The following is a 23,977-nucleotide window of genomic DNA, read 5'->3' as shown; positions in this document are numbered from 1 at the left end:
CACTATTTTTTGAAAAGAAGAATATACCTAACCCCTTCTTCCATTTATTTAAACACATATTTACATTAAATTTCACTACTTCTCTATGATACTTAACTAGTTGTTATACACTGGTGATTCTCTCAAAGAATCAGTTTATTAGTAATATTTTGTCTCTATACAAAACGATTAAGCAGAAGGTAAAGTAAATATATAACCTTTCTTTTTTGATACATACTTATAAAACAAATTTACAATATAGCTGCTATCCTATCCAAAACCTACATGAAAGAAGGAATGCAAGATGGAGAAGCTTGAAGTGATAGTGGAAATGAAAGAGGGAAACCTGATTCGTCTCTATGCCAATAAAGTATATGATACTTTAGGAGAGACCTATCACGGGGATATCTTCACGACAAAAAGTGAATTGTTAAAGCATTACCCAGATTGCGAAGTGATGAATGGATATGGGTTAGCAGACCCGCAAACCAGCCTTTTAATCTCCGGAATAAATGATTGGTTTGATACGATTGAAGAAGCGGTGACAACACTCCAAGCATTACATCACAAACAAGAGCTGGACGCTTTATACGAGGCAACAGCAAGCTATTATAACCTGCTCAAATCAAACACTAATTTAGCAAGGATAATAGAAGAACTGGACAATCGTGATACAACATCATTCCCCGAAAAAGTAATTTCATTATATATGATTACAGGGTTCGCAAATGATTGGTTCCCAGATGAAATCGCAGAAGATAAACGGCAAGAGGTCAAGAATGTACTAGATCAAGCTTATATGAAATGCTCAAACATTGTAATGGCACATCAACAAGCAAAGAAAGCTCAAATGATGATCACGGCAACAGAATACCTGGGTCTACGCAGAAAATTTTATTCAAAACATTAAAGAAAGCAACTACAAATTATGATGTAGTTGCTTTTTTTGCGTTAAAACTCATTTAAAACTAAAATATTTATCACTTCTTCTGTTGTTCGATGCTTTTCTAGCATCTACATAAATAGTTTCATTAAATATCCTAAGAAAATACCCACGATCGCGAAATCGGTATCGCCAAATGTTGTACCTTCAAAACCTAAGTCTCCTAAGACCGGTAGTAATAATGCTGGCAAGAAGCTGATCAGAATACCGTTAACAAATGCACCTAACATAGCTCCTCTTCTGCCGCCGGTAGCGTTTCCGAATACACCAGCTGTTGCTCCGCAAAAGAAGTGTGGTACTAGACCAGGAACAATTACTTTCAAGCCAAATAACGGAAGTAAAAACATACTTATAATACCTCCGAGAAAGCTAAAAATAAAACCAATAATGACTGCATTTGGGGCGAAAGGGAACACCACTGGTACATCCAATGCCGGTTTAGCATGAGGAACAACTTTGTCCGCTACCCCTTTGAAGGCAGGAATGATTTCTGCTAATAATAATCGAACACCCGCTAAAACGATATAAACACCTGCAGCGAACGTGATTGCTTGGATAAGGCAAAATACAATAAAGTTTTGACCGCCGCTCAACTCATTTTCAATGTAAGCTGGACCAGCAGCAATCGAAACGATAAAGAACATAACTAACATAGTTAAGGAGATTGCTACGGATGTATCTCTAAGGAATCCTAAACTTCTTGGCACTCGAATATCTTCTGTTGACTTAGCTCTATTCCCTGCTCCTTTACCTACTAATCCAGCAACCCAATATCCGAATGAACCAAAGTGACCGATCGCAATGTCATCATTACCTGTAATCCTTCTAACAAAGGGCTGTAGCAGGGCTGGACTTAAAACCATTAATAATCCTAGAATAATAGACCCAATTATAATTAAAGCTGCTCCATCTAGTCCGCCTGTCGATAATACGACTGCTAACAAACAAGCCATAAACATAATATGGTGTCCTGTTAAGAATATATATTTAAATGGAGTGAAGCGAGCTAAGAGGATATTAATAATCATACCTAACAACATGATTAAAGCTGTTTCAGTACCAAAAGCATTTTGAGCCATCGCAACGATCGCTTCGTTGTTCGGGATAACACCATCTATATCGAAGCCCTTCTCTAACATTTTTCCAAAGAAATAGAGTGAACCCGTAATGACAGTTGCACCAGCACCAATAATCAGGAAGCCCATAATTGTCTTTAATGTTCCAGATACAACCTCAGTAGCTGCTCTTTTCTGCAGCAATAAACCAATCAGAGCGAATAAACCAACCAAAATCGCCGGAGTACTTAATATGTCTACTATCAAATCCATGTTATATATCCTCCAGATGTTTTTCTAAAACAGTTTTGATTTCTTCGACATTGAATAAATTAATGAGCGGAATGACTTTCCTTCCATCTCCCTCTAACTGCTCCATGATTTCAGGTGAACCAATATAGTAATCTACTGTCTCCGCTTTGGCGGATGTTAAATCGGTATGCCCTACTTCTGCCTCCCGATTCATTTCACGCAAAGCTTTCTTTACATTCATTTCTGCAATAAAACTACTTCCTAAACCGTTCCCACATACAACTAATATTTTCATCTTGCTGCCTCCTATTGTATAAATGAAAATAATTGCTCTAAAAAATCATCTTTGGATTTGGAATGGATTAGTTGTTTCACATTCAATTCTTCACCTAAGACAGCTGCCAATTCAGATAGTGCTTCTAGATGTGATTGATTATCCACCGCTGCCAGTACAATAATCAGCTGAACCTTATGGTGGTCCTTATCCGAAAACCATACAGGTTCTTTCATAACTAGAAAGCTTAATCCCATCTGTTTTACACCAAATTCCGGTCTTGCATGAGGCAAAGCAATGTTTGGGCCAAGTACATAATAAGGACCTAGTTCCTTCGTATTACTGATTATTTTATCTACATAAGTCTGTTCAATAGAATCATTTTCTATCAAGGGAGCAGCCGCTAATTGAATAGCTTCTTCCCATGTATTCAATTGATCCTTGAACTGGATTAGCTGTGTATTTAAAATCTGATCTAACAAGACCCACCCTCTCTCTAAACTTTCCTTCATTTATAATTCATTCATATAAATCTACTTGTAGATTTATTCCCTCTATCTTTTTGAAATTTATTTTTAGGACATCATGTTAATACTCCATATAATCATCTACTACCTGAAAATTAACGATAATGCAGACATAAGTTTCATCTTTTTCTTTCAAATGTCTTGGAAAAATAGAGAATGATATTTTTGCTTCATAAATAAAAAAAGCCAGTCTTAGACCGGCTTTTAATTTAATGATATTCATATTATTAATAGTTTACTACTTAGCAAAAATGCTTATTCTACTTCTCCTTCAAAACGAATCAATGGGCAAGTAGTCCAATCATAGTTCTGCACTTCTTCCCACGTTTTAAAATAAGCTTGCAATGATTCTGTGATCATTAAGTTGCAATATTCTTCTTTCTCGTGGAAGACAAAGATGGGTTTACCAATTGAATAAGCTAACCCAATCTCAAACATTGTCCCAGAATCTGTTTCATCATATATCGCGAAAATGAGATCTGCATCTTTTACATGGTCTACATCATTCTTAAAAACTACATCTCGCCAAGGCTGTGTATTATACACATATTCCTTAAATTGATGCTCTCTTGGACTAAATACGTCAAAGCCCATATTTCGCAGAACTTCTTCTGCTTTGGAAAGTCGCTGTGCCTGATTATCGTTAAACCAACCACTTGCTAAATAAATCTTCTTGCCTTTTAAATTCATGTTGTCCTCCGCAAAACTTATTTTTTAACAGAGGAATTATAGTTGAATATGAATCAAATGACAAGCATTGATCAACTACTAATTCATATATATATATTGGAAAAATCACTCTACTATTCATAGATTGTCCTGAAAAAACTTCTAATCGGCACTGGCTTGGTCGAAGATATGATCAGCTAATTGAGTAATAATTACCGTTGTTCAATGAGTTTTTATTTATTAATAGTAAATAAAACTCGCTATAATATAGTAAATATAAAATAAAAAACTAATTGTAATTAAGAATATAGAACAAATATTTATAAAAGTTGAATGTCCTCTCCTTTTAACTGAACGAGAGATAAGATAGAAAAGAACTTGAATCATCAGCTGTGCACAAAATGTTATAGAGATATAAGTTTTTAATAATCCTTCTCCTGGCAATCCAACATCACTCTATCCGGTTGAAACAGTAAAATTTAAGAGTCCTACCACCATTAAGCATATCAAAATATGTAATAATGTGATAAAAAAGCTACCCCTCTCCTTCAATTTAAAACTCCCCTATTCACCATTTAAACAACTTAGTTCATGTTTATACCACTTACCCTTGTAATATTCTCTCTACCACATAGTCCAAAAGACATATTCCGATGGTTCTATTGTTCTTATCCCACTATTGATAAGGTTGGAGTTTTGCATTCTAGAAACATAATAAATTATTTTTTTCACAAATTAGACAAATAACTTGAAATAATTAGAATTATCGGTGATAATCAATTTATTGATAGTGTCACTATCAAAAATGGCAAAGGGGATGATTTTTTGTCTAGTAAAATACCTACTAATTGGGACAAAGAAGTAGATGTAATCGTTTTAGGGACTGGTGGCGCCGCTTTGACAGCTGCTGTGGCCGCTTCTGAAAGCGGTTCCAAGGTTCTTGTGTTAGAAAAGACCCATCAAATCGGTGGAACAACTGCTTTTTCAGGTGGAGTTCCTTGGATTCCACTTAATCATTATATGAAAGAAAAAGGGTATGAAGATAATCGTGAAGATGCTATTAATTTCATAAAACGCTTAGCACTTGGCCGAGCAGAAGATTCTATGATTGAAACTTTTGTAGATAAAGGACATGAAATCATTAAGTTTTTAGATGATCATACTCCTGTCAAATTTGTTTCTCCAAAATCTTATCCAGAATATTATGCACGTATGGATGAGGCATTAAAACATGGGACACGTTCATTAGACCCTGCTCCATTTGATTTAAATGAAATTGGAGAATGGGGTTCATTAGTCCGTCAAAACCCAATTTTCCCTCCTCTGACATTAGAAGAAGGCGGAGCCGTTGGAGGAATTGACTTCCAGTTAGTGGCTGAGCGTATGCAAAATAATATTGTTACTATGGGTCGCTCATTAGTCGCTTCTTTATTTAAAGCATGCTTGGATCGCGGCGTCGAAACCTTAATCGAAACAGCTGGTAAAGAGCTAATTATGGACGAGGATGGACAAGTAGTCGGAATTGTCGCTGAAACAAAAGATGGAGAAATTTTACGTTTCGCTGCACGCAAAGGAGTAATTCTAGCATCAGGCGGATTTGAATGGAATAAACAATTAGTCAAAGCCTTCTTAAAAGCTGAGTTCACTCATCCAGTTACCCCTCCTGGTAATGAAGGAGACGCACTCTTAATGGCTATGAAGGCTGGCGCTGCACTTGAAAATATGAGTGAAGCATGGTGGTATCCAGCAATGGTGGATCCAACATTTGAATATGAAGATAATGTAATGGCGCAGCTAGGTGGTGGCCGTAATGGTCCAAACTCTATCATCGTGAATAAATACGGACGCCGATTCGTCCATGAAGGAACAACCTATAACGATATGCCAAGAGCCTTCTTTAATTATGATCCAGTAAAAGTAGAGTTTCCAAACAAAGGACCAAACTGGATGATTTTTGACCAACAGCTAAAAGATAGCGAACTCATTATTACTATGGCACCTGGTGATCCTGCACCTGAATGGGTAGATCAAGCTGATACTATTCGCGAGCTAGCTGAAAAAATTGGTGTTGATCCAGACGGTTTGGAAATGGAGATTCAAAAATGGAACGAATATTGTGAGCAAGGTGAAGACCCTGATTTCCACCGCGGTACGATACAGTTTGAAGCCTTAACAAATGGCGGCGGAAGTCCTGAGAAAAACCTAGGCAAAATTGAAAAAGGTCCATTTTACGCATTACCTATCTATTTAGGTGCACTCGGTACGAATGGCGGACCAAAAATCAATGAAAATGGACAAGTTGTTAACTTTAATGGTGAACCAATTAAAGGTTTATACGCTGCCGGAAATGCTTCAGGAAATCCACTTGGCCCAATTTATCCAAGTGCCGGCGGAACAATCGGGCCTGCTATGGTATTTGGCTTCTTAGCTGGACAGCACGCAGCCAATTCATAATAAAAAAACAAAGACTTTCTTAGATAATGACTCATTTGCGTCAATAACCATATAAAACAACCATACAGAAACGGGAAGGTGCAGATCATGCCACAAGGAACACATACAGTTGAAGTACCATTAGATATTCAAACAATTTGGGAATTTGTTCATGACATGAACAAATGGGCTCCACTTGTTCCAGGATATATCGACCATGAAATTTTAAGTGAACGCCAATCTACTTGGGCATTCAAGGGTGACTTAGGGTTTATGAAAAAGACAGTTAAGCTCCAAATCGATATTAAAGAATGGAATGAACCATCCGAAGTAATTTTTGATCTAAAAGGTTTGTCTGATAACTTTAATGGCGGAGGCTATTTCCGTGCCGAAGTCATTGACGAAAAGACAACTAAAATGTCAGGACATCTTGATATCACTGCTGGCGGTATGATGGGTGCAATGGTCAATCAAATACTAACCAAATTTGTTCCACAGACAGCACAGGAACTAACAGATGCAATTGTAGATAAATTACTTGAAATTAATACAGTAAAAAAATAATAGAAGCGATCTACCCATATATAAAGTTCTATTTAGGATTGTTTATCATAAAAAGATAGAAAAAAAGACGTGTAAATTACGCGTCTTTTTTTCTTCTTTCATAGTTTGAAACCATGATGACAATATTTATTGTGCAGTATTTTATAAGAAAAACTAATAAATCATACATCTCAAATAACGGAACCCTTATTACTTCCCTTTTTGTAAGTATGATAGAATTATATCCTTTACTATAATTAAATTTTCCTTTTTAGGAGCAGAGATAAAAACATCCTCTGGTATTAAAGAATATAATGAATATTTCTTTACAGCAGTTCCGAACATATTCATGATCGTACTTATAATCACTTCATTGGTTTGTGAAAGCTGTATGCTTCCATCCTTCTTACCTTCATTAATAATTTTTAAAATGATGCCGCTAATTTTCCCGTAGGCCTTATGTATTTCTTCTAGCAATCCAACTTCAATTTGGATAAATGCAATATAAACTTCGAAAGCTTCCAAAAGTTTTGATGATATGCTATTTTCTTCGTTTATATACATAATATAAGCAGTTAGCACGTCATCCATTTTTTCTATACCCGTTTTGTTAGATTCTATAATTTTCTCAAAAATTGGTACCTGTTGTTCTATGACTTCTTTTATAACTTCAATAATTAAATGCTCTTTTTTCGGAAAATAACGAAATAGAGTTGCCACACCTACACCAGATTCATCTGCAATTTTCTGCATGGTTGTTTTTTCAAAACCATGCTCTGCAAATAATTCTTTAGCAGCTTTAACCATCCTCTTGCGTCTCTCCAATTTTTTATCCATTTCATCACCCACCAAACAATATTATACTACTTTTATTAAAAGAAGGCCGTTAGTAGGTTATATACACTCCATAACACTATGCCATAAAGTGTAATAACAACTAGCTTGAAATGTTTAATTAAATGTTGAAACAAGCAGTTCAGAAATAGTCGAAAGTGATGAGCAAAACATCCCCTAACTGAATAACGTATTTTCAGAAGGAGGAATATAGCTTGAAAAAACTGATTCTTTTTGCTGGTCTTGTTGGTCTGTTGGTTGCTTGTGGTGAAGAAGAGGTAGTTAAGCCGAAGGGAGAACCTAAAGAAGAAGTTCCTGCAGCAGTGGAACCTAAAGAGGAAGCTCCCTCAGTAGAAGAGCCTAAAGAAGAGGCACCTGCAATTGAGGAACCTAAAGAAGAAGCTCCCCCAGCCGTGGAGCCTAAAGAGGAAGCCCCTCCCCCAGTACAAAAGGGGTCCATTGACCCTCAAGTCGCTCTGTCAATCCTTCAAGACGCATACCAAGGAATTGCCAAGGTGGAGTACAACGCAGAATTAAAAGCCTTCCTGATTCTGCCGACCGATCCGAACTTTATTGTGGAAATGGAAATGATTTTAACCGGTAAAATGTCGAAGGACGACTGGAACTATCTGGCTGACTCAATAGCTAAACTTAGTGGTGAACTGGGACCAGAATACCTTGTGTTCCTGCTCAACCCTGCAAATCCAGATAATTATATTCTAATGGCAGAGAACGGAGTCATCAAATACGATGCACTTAATGAGGATGTAAAGAGTCAGGATAAAGCCCTTTAACTCTTTAGGACATAGCAACAGATTACTGCATAGTAATTGGTATACAGTGCTTGAAGATATACCGAATATACACACCAGTTAAGAACCTGTTTTTCTGATATTCCACGTTTTATACTGAATTACCGTGAGTAACCGCAACATATAACTTCTGGTTTAAGTTACTTCACAGATCTTACATGATGATACAAGATAGTAGAAGAAGACCTCTCCAAAAAAATGACCCCCAAAAGTTAGAATCCAACTTTAACTTTTGGGGAGATCCATCAAATAGCAATATAATTTCATTTTTATAAATTCTTTATTGTTCTACATTTTAGTTGTTTGATTATACCGTTTATCTCTTCAAGTTTATTCCCCAAAATAATGACGTGCTTTATTTCTACTCCCCCTGCATAATTCGCTGCAGGACCTTATCCTCCAATAACGTTAACTTATTGTCTGTAAATTGTCGCGGTCTAGGTGCATCGACTTTTACATTCATTGATACATAACCATCCTGTATAAGGATTATCCGGTCTGCCAGACGAATTGCTTCTCTTACGTCATGAGTGACGAGTAAAGCATTAAATCCAGTTCGTTGCCAGAGGGTTTCGATTAAATTTTGCATTTCCATCCTTGTAAATGCATCAAGAGCGCTTAATGGTTCATCCAGCATGAGCAAAGATGGTTCATGAATGAGCGCACGCGCTAAAGCGACACGTTGTTTTTGTCCTCCTGATAATGTAGACGGCCATTGATCCTTGAACGATAATAAGCCAACTGCGTCCAACACTTCCTCTGCTTTTGCTTGCCAATTCCCATCAAGACCGAGCCCTACATTATCAACAACGTTTTTCCATGGCAACAATCTTGAATCCTGGTACATCATCGTCACATTGGCAGTTGATTGATTGGATGCTACTCCATTAAATAGCAGTTCTCCGCTTGTTAAAGTCTCTAGTCCTGCGACAAGTCTTAAAAGCGTACTTTTCCCACTTCCACTTTTCCCAATGATGGCTACAAACTCTCCTTTTTCAATGGTTAGCTGTATATTTTTTAATACCTCTTTGTCACCGAATTGCTTGCTAACATCATTGATTTCAATCTGAATCGCCTGATCATTAACTATTTCTTTCTGACTCTCCCACTTTACAGCTGCCAGCTTACTCACTCTTACCACCTCCTCCTTCATTTGTTGTAGCTTACGTTCCACTTCAGCGCTTTTTTCTCACCTAATTGGGCAATGATATCTGCCAGTTTACCCAGTAACGCATAGATTACAATACTTAATATAATGATATCCGTTTGCATAAATTCCCTTGCATTCGTTGCTAAATAGCCAATTCCTACTTGTGTTGGAATTGTTTCAGCAACGATTAAGGTTAACCACATTACACCGAGAGCATATCGTAAACCAACGAAGATGGAAGGAAGTGCACCAGGCAGAAGAATTTCCTTAAATAATCTCCATCCCTTTAATTTATACATTTTCCCCATTTCAACTAGTCCTGGATCCACATTACGAATGCCGTGGAATGTATTAACATAGACAGGGAACAACACACCTAATACAACCAGAAATATTTTTGCACCTTCGTCAATTCCCAACCAAACAATGACGAGCGGCAATAATGCTAAGTGCGGTATATTGCGTAGCATTTGAATGCTCGTATCTGTTAAACGATAGGAGCGATCTGAAAGGCCATTAAATATACCAAGTGCAAAACCGATTAGTCCGCCAATCACCATCCCAACAACAGCGCGCCCTAAGCTTGCCCCAATATGAGTGACCAATTCACCGCTCGCGAGTAACTCCCAACCACTAATTAATACACTGATAGGGGCAGGAAAAAGGGAAGCATTAACAATTTCTAATCTGGCGACGACTTCCCAGACAATCAGGATGATAACTGGAATAATCCAGGGCTCAATATTCCTAACTATTTTATGATTCATTGTCTTCATTCCTTTTTAGTTGATTGGCATATCTTTAGAAACATCGAGTTCTTTCGGTATCAAACCAATTTCAAAATATTTATCAGCTTGTTTTTGCTGTGTATCCACAATCTCCTGAGTTAATTTCGTTGCTCCGAATGTTCGACGATCCAACTGCTTTTTCACGATCTTTTCGTCAATCCCCAATGCCTTGGACATAATCTTGACTACTTCATCTTTATTTTCATTTGCCCATTGGTCTGATTTATCTGTAGTTTCTAAAATAAGATCAACTAAATCTGAATGCTCTTTCGCAAAGTCTGGCGTTGCATAGTAGAACGTACGATTGGGATATTGATAATCCACGTTTTCTGTAAATGTGATCGTATCTAATTCAACTTCAGCAGCAGCAAAGAATGGGTCATAGGATGCCAAAGCATCCACTTTTTTCGTTTCAAAAATGGATCTTCCCTGCGCAGCATCCTCCGGATATACCCACTCCACATCATCAACCGACAGACCGGCCTTTTCAATTGCCAGTACCGCTAAATAATGATGATTACCACCTTTTAAAACCCCTATCTTTTTTCCTTTTAACTTGTCAATCGAAGTAATCCCTGATTCCTTTAAAACCATCAATCCAACACCTTCAGGATTTGGTGCATCTGCCCCTACATATACAAGTGGTTTACCGGAGGCTTGAGCAAAGATTCCGGATCCGTCAGCAGCGTGTCCATAGTCAATGGCACCGGCATATAATCCTTCTAACAATGTTCCGCCATGTGTAAATATTTCCCATTTCACTTTGTACCCTTTTTCTTTCAAGGTATCTTCCAGATAGCCAGATTCTTTTAAAATATGTAGTGTATTCCCTTTTTGATAGCCAATCGTAATCTCTTTATCTCCATTTTTTGAAGCGTTACTTGAACTTTCTTTTCCGCATCCAGTGATGAATAATACACCAACCAGTAATAGAATTCCGATTAAGTAGTTTGATGTACGCTTTTTCATAGGTCCCCACCCTTATCTTCATTTATTTTGAAAATCTATAGATTGCTTTTGAAATTTGGACCTCTTCATCCTGTCCGGCACCGCTAAATTGGACTAAAAATGGCTTTTCTCCTCTTTTATTTAAAATGTCGGATACACGGCCTTCTCCATTCGGGCTAAATAAAACAATATCTCCACCCATTACATGCAGCCTTTTTCCAGTAGCATTCAATGAAGAATCGATAAAGGTTTCTCCTTCCTGCAAATCTAAATATTCAGCCCATTTTTTCGCTGTTTCATCATGCTTTTGAACAGCAAATCCTACGTATGATAAATGAATGTCACCTTTTTCATGCTTTGCGATGACAGATCGATCTTTTAAATCCTGTTTGCGTTCTTCGTCTTTTTGATCCCATTCAATAAAGAATGGTAAATCTAGTTTTGCTCCCTGTTTCCCTGCGTATAATAGCTTCCAGCTGACCACACTTCCATCGGGTCTTTTTCGACTCATCGGGTGCGGCCCATATACATCCATTCCATGTTGACGAAACCTCTCCGCAACACTTTCTAAATCATTGGAACGCAGCGCGATCCTTGATAATCCTTCTACGAATTGATCGTTCTTCAATGTTTCCCTTAAGCTATATTTCATACCGGAGGAAGATACTACTGCCTCTTTGTCATAAACACCGATCAATTCTATGTAACTTAAATCAAAATAACTAAGAGAATTATATGTACCTAAACTCTCATGCTTACCGCCTTCAACAGCGTGTAAGCCAACATCGCGAAACTGCTCTATTGCCTCTACTGGGCTATTAACAAAGTGAACAAGATGGTCAAATTGAAACATAAATCTTCCCCCTAGTCTGTTACTAAATAATGATTAGCTAATTGTAGAAAAATACGGCTTAACTGCAGCAATGCCTTTTCATCAAAATCAAATCGCGGATGATGGTGAGGGAACTGTGTTTCTGCCTGTTCATTATGTGCTCCAACATGGAAGTATGCCCCTGGTCTCTCTTCCAGATAATAAGCAAAATCCTCAGCTCCAAGGACGATGTCTTTTTCAACAAAGGCATCCAAAGAAATCGTTTCTTTTACTAATTTTTCAATTAATAAGGCTTCCTCTTTATGATTGACCAGGACTGGATATCCGTGGATATACTCTAATGAATACTCAATTCTATCAGCAACCTTCATCCCATCCAGAATGGCACGAATTTCGAACTCGATTTGTTGACGAACATTCGAGTTCATAGCGCGAACAGTTCCTTCCAAAACGGCCGAATCTGCAATAATATTAAAGGCATTTCCAGCATGGAAGCTTCCAACCGTTACAACAGCCGGTTCAACTGGATCAACACGGCGGCTGACTATCTCCTGCAGATTAGTAACCAACCTGCTCCCAATTGCTACAGTATCAATGGTTTGATGCGGTCTTGCACCATGCCCTCCTACCCCCTGCAAGGTGATTTTAAATGCGTCAACAGATGCCATGACAGGACCCGGTCTTGTTGCTATCTTCCCCACAGGCAAATCAGTCGCAAGATGCCCACTAAAGATGAAATCCACACCATCCAAAGCACCCTCTTCTATCATAAATTTTGCACCGCCTGGTGGCTTCTCCTCCGCATGTTGAAATAATAAAACTACTTTCCCCTTTAATTGATTGCGATGATTGTTTAATACTTTCGCTACCGCAAGTAAAGCCGATGTATGTCCATCGTGACCGCAAGCGTGCATGACTCCGTCAACACTTGATTTATACTCAACGTTCTTTTCATCATGGATTGGTAAAGCATCAAAATCAGCTCGGAAAGCAATGGTTTTTCCCGGATGATTGCCCTCAATAACACCGATCACTCCATTTCCTCCAACCTGCTCCTTCACGTTGATCCCAAAGCTTCGCAGCTTATCTGCAATGAATTTAGCAGTGTTGGACTCTTGAAATGACAATTCCGGATTTTGATGTAAATATCTCCTCCAGGAAACCATTTCCTCAAAATCTTTACTTAATTGGTCATAAAATCGTTCTGTCATTTGAACACCTCAAATACTGCTTAAATTTTTTAAATCCGAGCTATCAAATTAATGATTAAGAATAATCTTACAATTTATCCAAACATTACGTCAATAGTCAATTCCAACTAATTAGCTATGTTTTGTATGAATTACTGTTATTACTAATAATCGAAGAATTAATAATTTATAACCTAAAGCTCACTCTTCTGTATAATTAAGGTAATATGCGTTCTGATTATAAAGGGGTAGGTGCAAAATATGAATATAAAAATAAACGAATTAATTGATTCTACCAGAGCTAAATTTGGTTTGGATAATTATTATTTGAAACGACATTCATTATCTCGCAAGTTAAATATCTTAAATGAGACGGTATATTTTCTTGAAATGGAGTGGTTTCCTAATCATGTGGAGGAACAAGAGGAAGAAGAACTTAACCCTGAGGGCACAGCAGTTATTAAATTAGATATTAATAGCCTAAGATATGAGAGAGTAATTTTTGTAGGTGACATTTCTTATGCAAACGGCTTTAGATTTACTGAAGTTAATAGAGACACCGTTGTAAACTGGATTGAACAAGAAACTGGTTTGTCATATGGGAAGCACTTTAAATTGCATAAAGAAGAAAATGGGGAATTTAACTTTGAAGCATGCTTTGAAGATATATATTTTTCTCCCTCGGGTCATATTAAAGTGATTGTAGATCATAATGGTAACCTCACCCTCTACTCTAAACACGGTCTATTTCCACCCAATGAAATGATAAAGAAAGAAGTATACACACTATCTCTTGAATCAATAGAACACCTTGCATGGAAACAATTAAAGTTACTCAATTTCCCATCCTTTGAATCGGAACAACTCATCCCCGTTTATGGCGTGGAGGAAATTTATGTTACAAATGAACAGAAATCTGTAATCCCATTAGATTTCAACAAAGATATGAGACCCTTAGAAATAAATAAACCCATATATTGGGATGAACCCAACCTCAAACCATTTGAAAGACAGGAACTTAAATTGAGTTGGGATGTAACAATCGAGCAAGCAATATCCAATGAGCAGAGCCCGGATTCATTCCCAATTAGTAAAGCTGAGGAAGAAAAATGTATAGTAGGGGTCACTGAATTTTTGCGCCAGGTATACTCAAATGAAACAGGAAATTGGACACTGAAAACTCTACACCGTGATCAAGGATACATCCACGCAATATTACGATTAAATCAAGAAGACACTAAATGTGTTTTTCATAGAAAGCTTATGATTATTTTTGATGCGAAGAGTTTGCAAGCTATTAATTACATGGATAATCAGCCTTTTATTGATCAATTTGGTCATTTTTCTTGCTCAGAAGAAGTTTTGGTCAATAAAAACGAAGCTTATCAAAAAATTAAAGATCATTTTGAGCTGACACCTCGTTATGTCTTTGATTCTCAGCAAAATAAATATATATTATGCGGACTATTAGATTGTCATTATGGAGTACGCGCCTCGAGCGGGGATATTATCTCGTTAAATGATTTGTAAGCACAGTAACCAAATAGATAAATCATTGATATAAAAAATCCGCCCATCGTTTAAATTGGCGGATTTTACTTTTGCTTATGGGGTGGAATCTTTGTAGATTTTTTTTGAATTTTTGTTGTAATTCCCAATTTATTTCCTTTAGTTCACTCTCTACTTTTATATTTGTATAGATAAAAAAATCAGCGGATAGTTAATCTCAAACATATTTCTGAATAGACACCTATATTAATTGCATTGTAGTAATGCAGGTATTGTCGTCCTTAAAGGTAGAAATCGTCGTTTCAGATGTTTTTTCTCCATAGTTAATTCTTACCTGATATGTTTTCTCCCGTGGTAACCATATATCTATAAACCCATTTTCCAAGGAAGTCATGGTTTCATCAACAATGACCTTGCCATCTTCATCTTGAATATATACATTGAAATCCTTATTAACCAGTTCCCCCTGGCAGCCTGTTAAACTGTGGATTTCACATGGATGAGTCTCTTTAACATAGGGTGCAATGGAAACAAAAAACTCTTCCGCAGGAAGATCATAAGACTTCTCCTTATCATCCTTCACAATTAACTTATGTGATGTAATGGACGCAGAGACATTATCAAAACTCCCCGTACTATAATCTTGAACCATTTCCCTTATATCCTGTCCTTCTTCTTTACTTTCCTCTTCCGAATTACATCCCATCAACAAAAAAATGGACCATAAACTGATCATGATAAATAAAGCTTTTTTCATCTTTTCAACTCCTGTACACTAATTCTATACAGGAATATTTTAACATACTAATAGATTTATATTTCTGTAATTGTTAACATTTATAGTCATTTAAAAAATGAAAGAGCCCTCACAAGGTTTTGCAAGCCAGCGTATACCAACAATTCTTTTACAATTTTATAATGCTATCTATTTTAGTTAAATATTTTCCATAATATTGATTGATTTTCGTAGATTCTCTTTATCTTTGATTTCTCAGATGTCATAATATTACATATATTAACAAATGAGAATACAAATCTTAGCAATCTTGCTCTGCTAGACTGTACTCCTTGAGGATCTTACATAAGTTTGCCAATCAATTTAAAATACAATACTACATCACTAAAAAAGTCATTCCTTCCTATCCCATGAAATGACGTTTATTTCGGTTAGATTTTAGCTTTTTAAAGATGAGCTAGAGATAAACACCTCAGTAGTTTTAATTTGTTGCCAAACACATGTTCAATATTTTCTATGATTAGCACGCTGGAAAAAGGGATAAACGAACAAATTACAAAGGAGTGGAAGGCTAATGAAAAGAGCGATGATTAAAACTGGGCAAGGAAATTCTGTTAGTGGAAAACTGGCTGAAGAGATCAGTTATGAAGATCTAGTAAGCTATGGGAAAAGAGCTAAGCAAACATATTTTCATTTTGAGGAAGTACCCGATTTTCCCTTTCCAGGATTATCACCTACCCTGTATCCAATCTGGGAAGAAGGTGAAGGAGACGGTTGTTTAGTACTCTATGCTGATTATAATTTCCTTCCGCAAGCTGCCCTCTATTTAAGCGTCAATATTGATTATTTAATGGAGGAAATGGAAAAAGTGGCAGAACAAGCTAATAATGATGCTGGTCACCAAATGTTTGAAATCGCTTATGCTGCAGAAGAAGATTATGATTATATGATTTCAACAGGGGTGGCTATAGATCCCGAAGAGGCCAGTAATCTCAATGATTATCTAGAATTTATCAGCCTCACTTATATTTATCCTCTATTTGTATCTTCTTTGCGTTTTGCTGCATTAAGACATCAGGAAGACTTGAAGCAATTGATTGAAGATATGAACGAAATCATGTATGAAGATTCTGAAAACCAAAGTTCCTAATTATCATATTGGGAAGGCGATTTAATAAAGGGAATTCTCTCTTTCTATCATTTATCTCTAACTACTTCTATTGCTTCAATAACAAATCGTCATTAAAAAACTGCCAGTCAAATTGACTGGCAGTTCCTTTTAGTTCATCTATTAATATGGATCAGCCTCATGGCTTTTCTTCACAGCATCTTTTGTTGCTTCCATTGCTGCTGCCGTACCTTGACCGAATCTGGATTTACCTGCTTCACGGCCTGGTACTGCAGATTCTTCCTTCATTTCTGCTAATTCTTTCATTTTCATTTCAATGCCTTCTCTTACACGGCGTCCATATTCTTCATCTGCTTGAGTGAAGTATTCCACCATGGCATCTTGAATACGTTTATCACAAATTGCAAGAGCATTGGATAGGTTGTTAATTAACTCATCACGTTCCCAATCCTCAAAACTGCGATATGTTTCACCTGCTTGACCAAAGTTGTTAGGACGGTCAATTGGTTCACTCATGACTGCAGCATTGTATGTTGGACGGTGTTGCGGACGTTCTTCTTTACTTGCTTCCTGGAATCCGCCAACCATAGATGGCTCATAGTTAATATGCGGATTATCTCCGGATTCTTTTGGATCGCGAACATCCATTTGGCCGCGATGCTGATTAGTGCGAACTGGCACTTTTGGTGCATTCACTGGCAATTTAAGATAGTTCGGTCCTACACGATAACGTTGTGTATCAGAGTAGGAGAATGTACGTCCTTGCAGCATTTTATCGTCTGAGAAATCCATACCATCTACAAGAACTCCAGTACCAAAGGCAGCTTGTTCAATTTCAGCATGATAATCGACCGGATTACGATCTAATACCATTTTACCAACTGGCAACCATGGGAATTTGTCCTCTGGCCATAGTTTAGTATCATCAAGAGGATCAAAATCAAGTTCAGGATGATAATCATCCTCCATAATTTGTACATATAACTCCCATTCAGGGTATTCTCCACGTTCAATCGCTTCATATAAATCCTGTGTTGCATGGGCAGTTGTTTTAGCCTGGATAGAATCTGCATCCTCTTGAGTCAAGTTACGAATTCCTTGTTTTGGCTCCCAGTGATATTTAACCAACACTGCTTCGCCTTTATCATTTACCCATTTATACGTGTTTACACCAGATCCCTGCATGTGGCGGTATGTTGCTGGAATACCCCATGGAGAGAATAGGAATGTAATCATATGTGTTGCTTCAGGTGTGCGGGAAACAAAATCAAACATCCTTCTAGGATCTGCCACGTTTGAAGCTGGATCTACTTTAAATGCATGAATCATATCAGGGAATTTCATTGCATCACGGATAAAGAAAATTTTAAGGTTGTTCCCAACCAAATCCCAGTTACCGTCTTCTGTATACATTTTAACAGCAAATCCACGTGGATCACGTGCTGTTTCAGATGAATCTTTTGCACCTGCCACTGTAGAGAAACGAACCATTAATGGGGTACGTTTTCCAGCACCGGAAAATACTTTTGCACGAGTATATTTTTCTACTGGCTCATCGCCAACTTTTCCATATGTTTCGAAATATCCAAATGCTCCTGCACCACGAGCATGAACGACACGCTCAGGTACTTCCTCACGGTCAAAGTGGGAAATCTTTTCAATAAAGTGATAGTTCTCAAGTGTTGCCGGTCCACGATTTCCAACTGTGCGGATATTTTGGTTATCCGTTACTGGATGGCCCTGACGAGTTGTCAAAGTCTCGCGTTTCATTTCTTCTTTCTTTGAACCATTATGATCTTTGTTCTCTGCCATACTGAAAACCTCCTCTTTTAATAGCTCTCCTTATAACCCCCTGTATGATGAATATACAGTATTAAGGAGTACCATCTTTGGAATTAATTTCAATCTATAATAATTATAAACAACTTCTATTATTACTATAAATTACAGGTTAAAAAGATTGCAAATGATATGGTATTTCTAAGTTTTAAACCTCTTTTTTCAAAAAAAACACATGAAATTTATCCTATATTTCTACCAGAATTTTAAATAACAGCAGTTATCTAATGTTGTATGGTGAATGATAATTCTGTGAAGTAGATAAAAGAACCATAAATATATGTACCTTTATAAATGAGAAAATCTTTGTGTCCAATTCTAGTAGAAATAAAATATAGGAGTTTATTGGTGAGAAGCTGACCAATCTATATTTCATTTTTATAGAACACCTCTCCTTCTAGATAGGTATCGCCAACACTTTATTAGGCAGCATATAAAAGGCACCACAATTGTTAGTAGACTCTAACATTTGTGGTGCCTTAAAATCTCCAAATCTTTTGTAATTTTTCAAAAAAATATAGTTCCTGTTAATTTATATTTTCCTCTGTTTGATCTGTTTGATTAACTCTTCCAACCAGTAAATAGTATGATCTACTCTAGCAGTCACATACTCCCCTATAAACTCTACAAGGTTCTTGTTTTCCTCGTCTACTTCAACCTTTTTTTCAAAATCTTTAATATGCATCCATTGAGCACGGATATGCTCTGATTTCTTGTTAAGAATAGTTAGAACCCGATCACGATCGACATACCTGATATTAGCAATACCTACTACCATATCACTGATATCCTCGGCATTTTCCAACAGTTTGTATATTTTCTTAGGAAGCTCTTCACGTCCCTTATCCGTAATCGCAAAAACTTGTTTATCTGGACGATGTTCCTCTTTTATAACTTCAACTTGTTCAACCAATCCCTGTTTAGCCAACGATTCAAAGTGATAGTACAGTTTGCTTTCTGTTAATCCACCTAATTGATCCAATGGAATTGGCTCTGAAAGCTGCTTTTTTAATTTATAAGGATAATTATTATCCTCCATTAGTTTGCTTAATATAAAGATTTGGATAGCCATTTCTAAGCTCCTTCAGCATAATTATCTTTATTTTAGCAAAATTAAGCAGGCATTTCAGCAGTCTTCTCATTTTCGGTTTCATTTATTGCTTCATCATTCTCAACTGGAACTGATTTGTGGAAGGTACTCAAATAAATAGATTCAGGGAACTTCAGCCAGTCTGTTGTTCCCTTTTTTATTGCTAAAAATTTTAATGCATTTTCTTTAAACAATCGCCGCTCCGCTATTCTCACTAATTTATCTCTCTTTACTAGTCCAAATGACCACTTCAAACCATCCTGTTCATCATAGTCTAATGTATATTGTGAAAAAGGAGACCGACAACATGAGTCCAAAACTGGAAAAGTTCGTGGATCCACTCCAAATTATGAAAACCCTGAATCCCAAGGAGAATGGTCGAGGCGGAACATATTATGAAGTAAGAATGCAGGAGTTTCAACAAAAGCTACACCGAGATTTACCGCCAACTCGCTTATGGGGTTATAACAGCCAATATCCCGGGCCTACTATAGAAGCCAAGCAGGGGGAGGTTGTAAAGGTTAAATGGAAGAATAATCTTCCTGACAAGCATTTTCTCCCTGTCGATAAAACATTCCATCATCTAGAACATATGCCGGAGGTTCGAACAGTTACACATTTACATGGCAGCGAAACCCGTCCCGATAGTGATGGATACCCGGATGCCTGGTTTACAAATAATTTCAAGGAAGTTGGCGAAGCTTTCACAAGAAAAGTATATGAATATCCAAACAATCAGCGTGGAGCTACCCTCTGGTATCATGATCACGCCATGGGCATTACCAGACTGAATGTATATGCCGGTCTTGCCGGAATGTATATTATTCGGGATGAACAGGAAAAATCGCTGAAACTGCCAAGCGGTTCTTTTGAAATTCCCCTATTGATACAGGACCGGACATTCAACGATGACGGCTCTTTATTTTATCCAAGCCAGCCGGATAATCCCGCAGAAGGTTTACCAAACCCTTCCATCAGACCGTTCTTTCTTGGAGATACTATTCTTGTAAATGGGAAGGTATGGCCGTTTTTAGAAGTGGAGCCACGCAAATATCGTTTTCGTATTTTGAATGGTTCGAATACACGCGGTTACCAAATGGAACTTGATTCCGGACAATCTTTTTATCAAATTGGATCTGATGGCGGTTTATTGCCAAAAACAGTAATGATGGACAGCATTCTAATTGAACCTGCAGAAAGAATGGATGTCATCGTCGATTTTAGCCAATATGAAGGCAAAACCATCACGCTAAAAAATAATCTTGGAACTAATACAGACCCAGCTGATCAAACAGGTGATATCCTTCAATTCAGGGTAAATCAGCCACTTTCCAGCCAGGACAATAGCCATATTCCCAACAGATTATCCTATGTACCCTCTTTAAAACACAACAATATATCGGCCATTCGCAACCTCAAATTAGTAAGTACAACCGACCAATACAGCCGTACTCTGCTTTTACTCGATAATAAAATGTGGATGGATCCAGTGACAGAAAAACCACGATTAGATACGACTGAGATTTGGAGCTTAATGAATCTTACAAACGTTACTCATCCAATTCATATCCATTTAATCCAATTCCAAATACTCGATCGCCGGCCATTTGATTTGGATCGTTATAACGAGGATCGAACCATTATCTTTACTGGACCTGCACAGCCTCCAAAGCCAAATGAATACGGTTGGAAAGACACAGTTGCTGTCCCTCCTGGAGAGATTACCCGCTTGATCATGCGCTTCTCTCCATATAGCGGCTCGTATGTTTGGCATTGTCACGTTCTGGAACATGAAGATTATGACATGATGAGGCCTTACATGATTATAGATCCACATAAAGAAGATTAATGGTTTCCTTCCCATTAAATTTCAGGACCACACTCACAACCATTTAAAAAGCGCCTGCCTGCATCTTAACTTGATGCGGACAGACGCTTCTTATTATTTTGCCAACAAGTAATCTACTAATTTAGCTTTTGGTTTTCCGAAGATTTCTTCTTCCAATCTGCGGCCTGTTGGAGTGGCTGCAAGTCCGCCTTCTGCTGTTTCCCGTAATGCAGATGGCATGGACTTTCCGATTTCATACATCGCACTGATTACTTCATCACATGGGATACGGCTTGTTACACCTGCCAACGCCATGTCAGCTGCTGTTATTGCATTTGAAGCTCCCATCGCATTTCGTTTAACACACGGAACTTCCACAAGCCCGGCGACTGGGTCACATACAAGCCCAAGCATATTTTTCATAGTAATTGCAAAAGCTTCTGCGGATTGCTGCGGTGTTCCACCAGCCATCTCCACTATGGCAGCTGCCGCCATGGCACTAGCTGATCCAACTTCTGCCTGGCAACCCCCAGCTGCACCAGAGATGGATGCATTATTTGCTACTACAAAACCGAACGCTGCTGTCGTAAATAAGAATTCAATCATTTCCATTCTAGTCGGATTCAACTGTTCTTTAACGGCAAATAATGTACCAGGAACAACGCCGGCTGAACCTGCTGTTGGTGTGGCACAAATAACTCCCATTGCTGCATTTACTTCATTGGTTGCCACTGCTTTGCTGACAGCATCTAATAAAAGTTTACCAGATAGAGATTTACCTGAATTAATATAGTTTTGTAATAACACCGCATCTCCTCCGGTTAATCCCGAATGAGATTTAACACCATTAAGACCTCTCTCTACCGCCCGTTCCATAACTGCGAGGTTCTCATCCATTTGAGCAATAATATCTTCTCTTGATCGCTCGGACACTTCCATTTCCTGCCTAATCATAATTTCGGAAATTTTAACATTATTGGATTGTGCCAGCTCTACAAGCTCGGCCACATTTCGAAACATATTCTTTCCTCCTCTTGCTGTCAGTATTTAATTTTACATACGGATTACATGGTTTACGTTTGGCAATGAACTAAGCTCTTCTATGATTTCTTCTCCGAGCTTTTGATCCATTTCAATTACCATAATTGCGATGTCTCCCCGTTCTTTACGCGAAACCTCCATATGGCTGATATTAATCTCATTTTTAGCTAATACACTTGTAACGGATGATATCAGCCCAAATTGATCCCTGTGAATAACCAATATAGCTGGCTGCCCACCTGACAGCTTTAATTTAAACGAATTTATTTCAGTTATCTCAATCGTTCCACCACCAATGGAAATGCCGACTAATTCTAACTTTTTATCTCCATCATCAAACAAATTTATTTTAACCGTATTAGGATGTTCAACTACAGCCTCTTCAACCAGAAATTGAACTTCCATTCCTGCCTGTTCAGCGAATTTATATGCATCTGGAATACGCTCATCAAAGGTATCAAAATCCAGTAAACCAGCAATTAAGGCTAAGTCTGTTCCATGACCTTTATAGGTTTTTGCAAAAGAACCGTATAACGAAATGATTGCTCGCTTTGGTTGTTTGCTAAATATAGTTCTGGCTGCTCTTCCTATTTTGGCAGCTCCTGCTGTATGTGAACTGGATGGGCCAATCATAACCGGACCAATTATATCAAATGCTGATCGATACTTCATTATGTTTTTCTCCTTTTTTCAATCTGCTTTTTAGATAGCTTACTTTTCTTCAGATACTTCCAGCCAAAGCCCCATCGCTTTCATTCTATTAGAAGCTTAGCTAAATAGTGCAAAAATCCTTAATCGACAAGTAATAGATTCCTTTATTTCACCTGATATTCTAATTGGTAATCTATTTGTGTGCGTATTTTTTGCAAATAATTATAGATTGTAAACTTCGATACTCCTAAAACGGATGCTAAATAGTCTGTTGAACCTTTAATTAGGAAAGCACCTTTTTCCTGTAATAATCTTACACATTCTATTTTCTCTTCTAGACTCAACATGGATGGCGGTTTCTTAAAACCGGATAAAACTTGATCAACCATATCTTGAATGACTTCCTGTACGGTCGAATAAAAGTTTTCAGACTTCTCTTCTGTTTCAGTAAAAGAAATGAAATCCTGAATTTCTGCCTCGTATTGAATCATCATTGAAATATCATAATTAATGCAAATAGCCCCAATAACATGATTTTCCACATCCCGCAGAAAAATGGTCGATGATTTCATTGTGATTCCATTTATCAATCTGGTTTTATAGTTTGGAATATCCTCTATGTCAGATACAGGTTTAGTCAATTCGTTTAATACTAAATCCGTACATGGACTACCTATTTCTCTTCCTGTAACATTGCCGGCTAAATAGACAAGAGATTTTTTTAAATCTGCAAAATCATGTACCGCCACTTCACAGCGCGGCCCAAACATTTTAACGATCATATCTGCTGTGCGTATCGCCATATTAAAAATCGGTGCATTCGGATCTATCGCCATACTCTCACTCCCTAAACGCAAACGGTTTCAAATCATTCTAAAATAAATAAAATTTAATCAAAAATGGCTTTATTTGTTAACTCAGATAT

The 23,977-nt window shown here is 37.4% G+C and carries 24 protein-coding genes; 7 read left to right on the top strand and 17 right to left on the bottom strand.

The window, feature by feature from the left end:
- The first annotated feature begins 283 nt into the window (after positions 1-283).
- Positions 284-889 (top strand): hypothetical protein, encoded by a 606-nt coding sequence (locus AC4G3O_RS07785; protein WP_066101221.1) that lies wholly within the window; start codon positions 284-286, stop codon positions 887-889.
- A gap of 104 nt (positions 890-993) precedes the next feature.
- Here the strand turns inward: AC4G3O_RS07785 and ulaA are convergent, their stop codons facing one another.
- From ulaA to AC4G3O_RS07765, 4 genes are all read right to left on the bottom strand, one after another.
- The gene (ulaA, locus tag AC4G3O_RS07780; RefSeq protein ID WP_066101224.1) at positions 994-2,250 is read right to left on the bottom strand and encodes a PTS ascorbate transporter subunit IIC; all 1,257 of its coding nucleotides are present in this window, start codon (positions 2,248-2,250) and stop codon (positions 994-996) included.
- A 1-nt stretch (position 2,251) separates the two neighbouring features.
- Positions 2,252-2,524: a PTS sugar transporter subunit IIB gene (locus AC4G3O_RS07775; protein WP_066101225.1), complete on the bottom strand. Its 273-nt coding sequence runs from the start codon at positions 2,522-2,524 to the stop codon at positions 2,252-2,254.
- An 11-nt stretch (positions 2,525-2,535) separates the two neighbouring features.
- The gene (locus tag AC4G3O_RS07770; RefSeq protein WP_181161978.1) at positions 2,536-2,985 is read right to left on the bottom strand and encodes a PTS sugar transporter subunit IIA; all 450 of its coding nucleotides are present in this window, start codon (positions 2,983-2,985) and stop codon (positions 2,536-2,538) included.
- Positions 2,986-3,285: 300 nt separating this feature from the next.
- A complete protein-coding gene (locus AC4G3O_RS07765; protein WP_066101231.1) occupies positions 3,286-3,720 on the bottom strand; it encodes a nucleoside 2-deoxyribosyltransferase in 435 nt (144 codons plus the stop codon).
- A gap of 804 nt (positions 3,721-4,524) precedes the next feature.
- Between AC4G3O_RS07765 and AC4G3O_RS07760 the strand changes: the two genes are divergently transcribed.
- The gene (locus tag AC4G3O_RS07760; protein WP_175354222.1) at positions 4,525-6,153 is read left to right on the top strand and encodes an FAD-binding protein; all 1,629 of its coding nucleotides are present in this window, start codon (positions 4,525-4,527) and stop codon (positions 6,151-6,153) included.
- Positions 6,154-6,240: 87 nt separating this feature from the next.
- The gene (locus AC4G3O_RS07755) at positions 6,241-6,696 is read left to right on the top strand and encodes an SRPBCC family protein (RefSeq protein WP_066101234.1); all 456 of its coding nucleotides are present in this window, start codon (positions 6,241-6,243) and stop codon (positions 6,694-6,696) included.
- Between the two features lie 189 nt (positions 6,697-6,885).
- Here AC4G3O_RS07755 and AC4G3O_RS07750 read toward each other — a convergent pair whose 3' ends face one another.
- A complete protein-coding gene (locus tag AC4G3O_RS07750; RefSeq protein WP_066101237.1) occupies positions 6,886-7,512 on the bottom strand; it encodes a TetR/AcrR family transcriptional regulator in 627 nt (208 codons plus the stop codon).
- A 212-nt stretch (positions 7,513-7,724) separates the two neighbouring features.
- Here AC4G3O_RS07750 and AC4G3O_RS07745 point away from each other — a divergent pair, with 212 nt between their 5' ends.
- Complete coding sequence (locus tag AC4G3O_RS07745) at positions 7,725-8,303, top strand: hypothetical protein (RefSeq protein ID WP_139891394.1); 579 nt, start codon at positions 7,725-7,727, stop codon at positions 8,301-8,303.
- A 379-nt stretch (positions 8,304-8,682) separates the two neighbouring features.
- Here the strand turns inward: AC4G3O_RS07745 and AC4G3O_RS07740 are convergent, their stop codons facing one another.
- Genes AC4G3O_RS07740 through AC4G3O_RS07720 form a run of 5 tightly spaced genes read right to left on the bottom strand, consistent with a single transcriptional unit; the run spans position 8,683 to position 13,250 of the window.
- Complete coding sequence (locus tag AC4G3O_RS07740) at positions 8,683-9,453, bottom strand: ATP-binding cassette domain-containing protein (RefSeq protein ID WP_225983666.1); 771 nt, start codon at positions 9,451-9,453, stop codon at positions 8,683-8,685.
- A 17-nt stretch (positions 9,454-9,470) separates the two neighbouring features.
- Positions 9,471-10,238 (bottom strand): ABC transporter permease subunit, encoded by a 768-nt coding sequence (locus AC4G3O_RS07735; RefSeq protein ID WP_066101245.1) that lies wholly within the window; start codon positions 10,236-10,238, stop codon positions 9,471-9,473.
- A gap of 15 nt (positions 10,239-10,253) precedes the next feature.
- On the bottom strand, positions 10,254-11,228 hold the full coding sequence (locus AC4G3O_RS07730; protein WP_491136029.1) for an aliphatic sulfonate ABC transporter substrate-binding protein: 975 nt from the start codon (positions 11,226-11,228) through the stop codon (positions 10,254-10,256).
- A gap of 22 nt (positions 11,229-11,250) precedes the next feature.
- The gene (locus AC4G3O_RS07725; protein ID WP_491136028.1) at positions 11,251-12,060 is read right to left on the bottom strand and encodes a VOC family protein; all 810 of its coding nucleotides are present in this window, start codon (positions 12,058-12,060) and stop codon (positions 11,251-11,253) included.
- 11 nt (positions 12,061-12,071) lie between these two features.
- Positions 12,072-13,250 carry a M20 metallopeptidase family protein gene (locus AC4G3O_RS07720; RefSeq protein WP_066101254.1) on the bottom strand — a complete coding sequence of 393 codons (1,179 nt, stop codon included), beginning with the start codon at positions 13,248-13,250 and terminating at the stop codon, positions 12,072-12,074.
- Positions 13,251-13,490: 240 nt separating this feature from the next.
- On the opposite strand from AC4G3O_RS07720, the gene AC4G3O_RS07715 reads away from it, so the two are divergent.
- Positions 13,491-14,759, top strand: a complete 1,269-nt coding sequence (locus tag AC4G3O_RS07715) for a hypothetical protein (RefSeq protein WP_491136027.1) — start codon at positions 13,491-13,493, stop codon at positions 14,757-14,759.
- Positions 14,760-14,979: 220 nt separating this feature from the next.
- Here AC4G3O_RS07715 and AC4G3O_RS07710 read toward each other — a convergent pair whose 3' ends face one another.
- Entirely contained in the window at positions 14,980-15,495 is a 516-nt protein-coding gene (locus AC4G3O_RS07710; RefSeq protein ID WP_148629480.1) for a CueP family metal-binding protein, read from the bottom strand.
- A gap of 553 nt (positions 15,496-16,048) precedes the next feature.
- Between AC4G3O_RS07710 and AC4G3O_RS07705 the strand changes: the two genes are divergently transcribed.
- The gene (locus AC4G3O_RS07705; RefSeq protein WP_139891399.1) at positions 16,049-16,624 is read left to right on the top strand and encodes a hypothetical protein; all 576 of its coding nucleotides are present in this window, start codon (positions 16,049-16,051) and stop codon (positions 16,622-16,624) included.
- A 141-nt stretch (positions 16,625-16,765) separates the two neighbouring features.
- Here AC4G3O_RS07705 and AC4G3O_RS07700 read toward each other — a convergent pair whose 3' ends face one another.
- From AC4G3O_RS07700 to AC4G3O_RS07690, 3 genes are all read right to left on the bottom strand, one after another.
- Positions 16,766-18,415, bottom strand: a complete 1,650-nt coding sequence (locus AC4G3O_RS07700) for a catalase (protein WP_066101268.1) — start codon at positions 18,413-18,415, stop codon at positions 16,766-16,768.
- 559 nt (positions 18,416-18,974) lie between these two features.
- Positions 18,975-19,514, bottom strand: a complete 540-nt coding sequence (locus AC4G3O_RS07695; RefSeq protein WP_066101271.1) for a PadR family transcriptional regulator — start codon at positions 19,512-19,514, stop codon at positions 18,975-18,977.
- Between the two features lie 41 nt (positions 19,515-19,555).
- Positions 19,556-19,747 carry a hypothetical protein gene (locus tag AC4G3O_RS07690; protein WP_066101273.1) on the bottom strand — a complete coding sequence of 64 codons (192 nt, stop codon included), beginning with the start codon at positions 19,745-19,747 and terminating at the stop codon, positions 19,556-19,558.
- Positions 19,748-19,839: 92 nt separating this feature from the next.
- Between AC4G3O_RS07690 and AC4G3O_RS07685 the strand changes: the two genes are divergently transcribed.
- Entirely contained in the window at positions 19,840-21,381 is a 1,542-nt protein-coding gene (locus AC4G3O_RS07685; protein ID WP_140461173.1) for a multicopper oxidase family protein, read from the top strand.
- 93 nt (positions 21,382-21,474) lie between these two features.
- Here the strand turns inward: AC4G3O_RS07685 and sdaAA are convergent, their stop codons facing one another.
- From sdaAA to AC4G3O_RS07670, 3 genes are all read right to left on the bottom strand, one after another.
- Positions 21,475-22,380 (bottom strand): L-serine ammonia-lyase, iron-sulfur-dependent, subunit alpha, encoded by a 906-nt coding sequence (gene sdaAA, locus AC4G3O_RS07680; protein WP_066101277.1) that lies wholly within the window; start codon positions 22,378-22,380, stop codon positions 21,475-21,477.
- A 33-nt stretch (positions 22,381-22,413) separates the two neighbouring features.
- Positions 22,414-23,073 (bottom strand): L-serine ammonia-lyase, iron-sulfur-dependent subunit beta, encoded by a 660-nt coding sequence (gene sdaAB, locus AC4G3O_RS07675; protein ID WP_066101280.1) that lies wholly within the window; start codon positions 23,071-23,073, stop codon positions 22,414-22,416.
- Between the two features lie 143 nt (positions 23,074-23,216).
- Positions 23,217-23,888 (bottom strand): helix-turn-helix transcriptional regulator, encoded by a 672-nt coding sequence (locus AC4G3O_RS07670; RefSeq protein WP_066101283.1) that lies wholly within the window; start codon positions 23,886-23,888, stop codon positions 23,217-23,219.
- Positions 23,889-23,977 lie beyond the last annotated feature (89 nt).

Source organism: Bacillus sp. z14 (2026), assembly GCF_058313575.1.
This window is presented reverse-complemented; position numbering and strand designations above follow the sequence as displayed.

What these genes read in the sequence shown, in the direction of transcription:
- AC4G3O_RS07705 (WP_139891399.1), top strand. Translation starts at nt 16,049, where the DNA reads ATGAAAAGAGCGATGATTAAAACTGGGCAAGGAAATTCTGTTAGTGGA.
- ulaA (WP_066101224.1), bottom strand. Translation starts at nt 2,250, where the DNA reads ATGGATTTGATAGTAGACATATTAAGTACTCCGGCGATTTTGGTTGGT.
- AC4G3O_RS07765 (WP_066101231.1), bottom strand. Translation starts at nt 3,720, where the DNA reads ATGAATTTAAAAGGCAAGAAGATTTATTTAGCAAGTGGTTGGTTTAAC.
- sdaAB (WP_066101280.1), bottom strand. Translation starts at nt 23,073, where the DNA reads ATGAAGTATCGATCAGCATTTGATATAATTGGTCCGGTTATGATTGGC.
- AC4G3O_RS07695 (WP_066101271.1), bottom strand. Translation starts at nt 19,514, where the DNA reads ATGGCTATCCAAATCTTTATATTAAGCAAACTAATGGAGGATAATAAT.
- AC4G3O_RS07785 (WP_066101221.1), top strand. Translation starts at nt 284, where the DNA reads ATGGAGAAGCTTGAAGTGATAGTGGAAATGAAAGAGGGAAACCTGATT.
- AC4G3O_RS07720 (WP_066101254.1), bottom strand. Translation starts at nt 13,250, where the DNA reads ATGACAGAACGATTTTATGACCAATTAAGTAAAGATTTTGAGGAAATG.
- AC4G3O_RS07755 (WP_066101234.1), top strand. Translation starts at nt 6,241, where the DNA reads ATGCCACAAGGAACACATACAGTTGAAGTACCATTAGATATTCAAACA.
- AC4G3O_RS07725 (WP_491136028.1), bottom strand. Translation starts at nt 12,060, where the DNA reads ATGTTTCAATTTGACCATCTTGTTCACTTTGTTAATAGCCCAGTAGAG.
- AC4G3O_RS07750 (WP_066101237.1), bottom strand. Translation starts at nt 7,512, where the DNA reads ATGGATAAAAAATTGGAGAGACGCAAGAGGATGGTTAAAGCTGCTAAA.
- AC4G3O_RS07710 (WP_148629480.1), bottom strand. Translation starts at nt 15,495, where the DNA reads ATGAAAAAAGCTTTATTTATCATGATCAGTTTATGGTCCATTTTTTTG.
- AC4G3O_RS07730 (WP_491136029.1), bottom strand. Translation starts at nt 11,228, where the DNA reads ATGAAAAAGCGTACATCAAACTACTTAATCGGAATTCTATTACTGGTT.
- AC4G3O_RS07700 (WP_066101268.1), bottom strand. Translation starts at nt 18,415, where the DNA reads ATGGCAGAGAACAAAGATCATAATGGTTCAAAGAAAGAAGAAATGAAA.
- AC4G3O_RS07670 (WP_066101283.1), bottom strand. Translation starts at nt 23,888, where the DNA reads ATGGCGATAGATCCGAATGCACCGATTTTTAATATGGCGATACGCACA.
- AC4G3O_RS07735 (WP_066101245.1), bottom strand. Translation starts at nt 10,238, where the DNA reads ATGAATCATAAAATAGTTAGGAATATTGAGCCCTGGATTATTCCAGTT.
- AC4G3O_RS07775 (WP_066101225.1), bottom strand. Translation starts at nt 2,524, where the DNA reads ATGAAAATATTAGTTGTATGTGGGAACGGTTTAGGAAGTAGTTTTATT.
- AC4G3O_RS07715 (WP_491136027.1), top strand. Translation starts at nt 13,491, where the DNA reads ATGAATATAAAAATAAACGAATTAATTGATTCTACCAGAGCTAAATTT.
- AC4G3O_RS07685 (WP_140461173.1), top strand. Translation starts at nt 19,840, where the DNA reads ATGAGTCCAAAACTGGAAAAGTTCGTGGATCCACTCCAAATTATGAAA.
- sdaAA (WP_066101277.1), bottom strand. Translation starts at nt 22,380, where the DNA reads ATGTTTCGAAATGTGGCCGAGCTTGTAGAGCTGGCACAATCCAATAAT.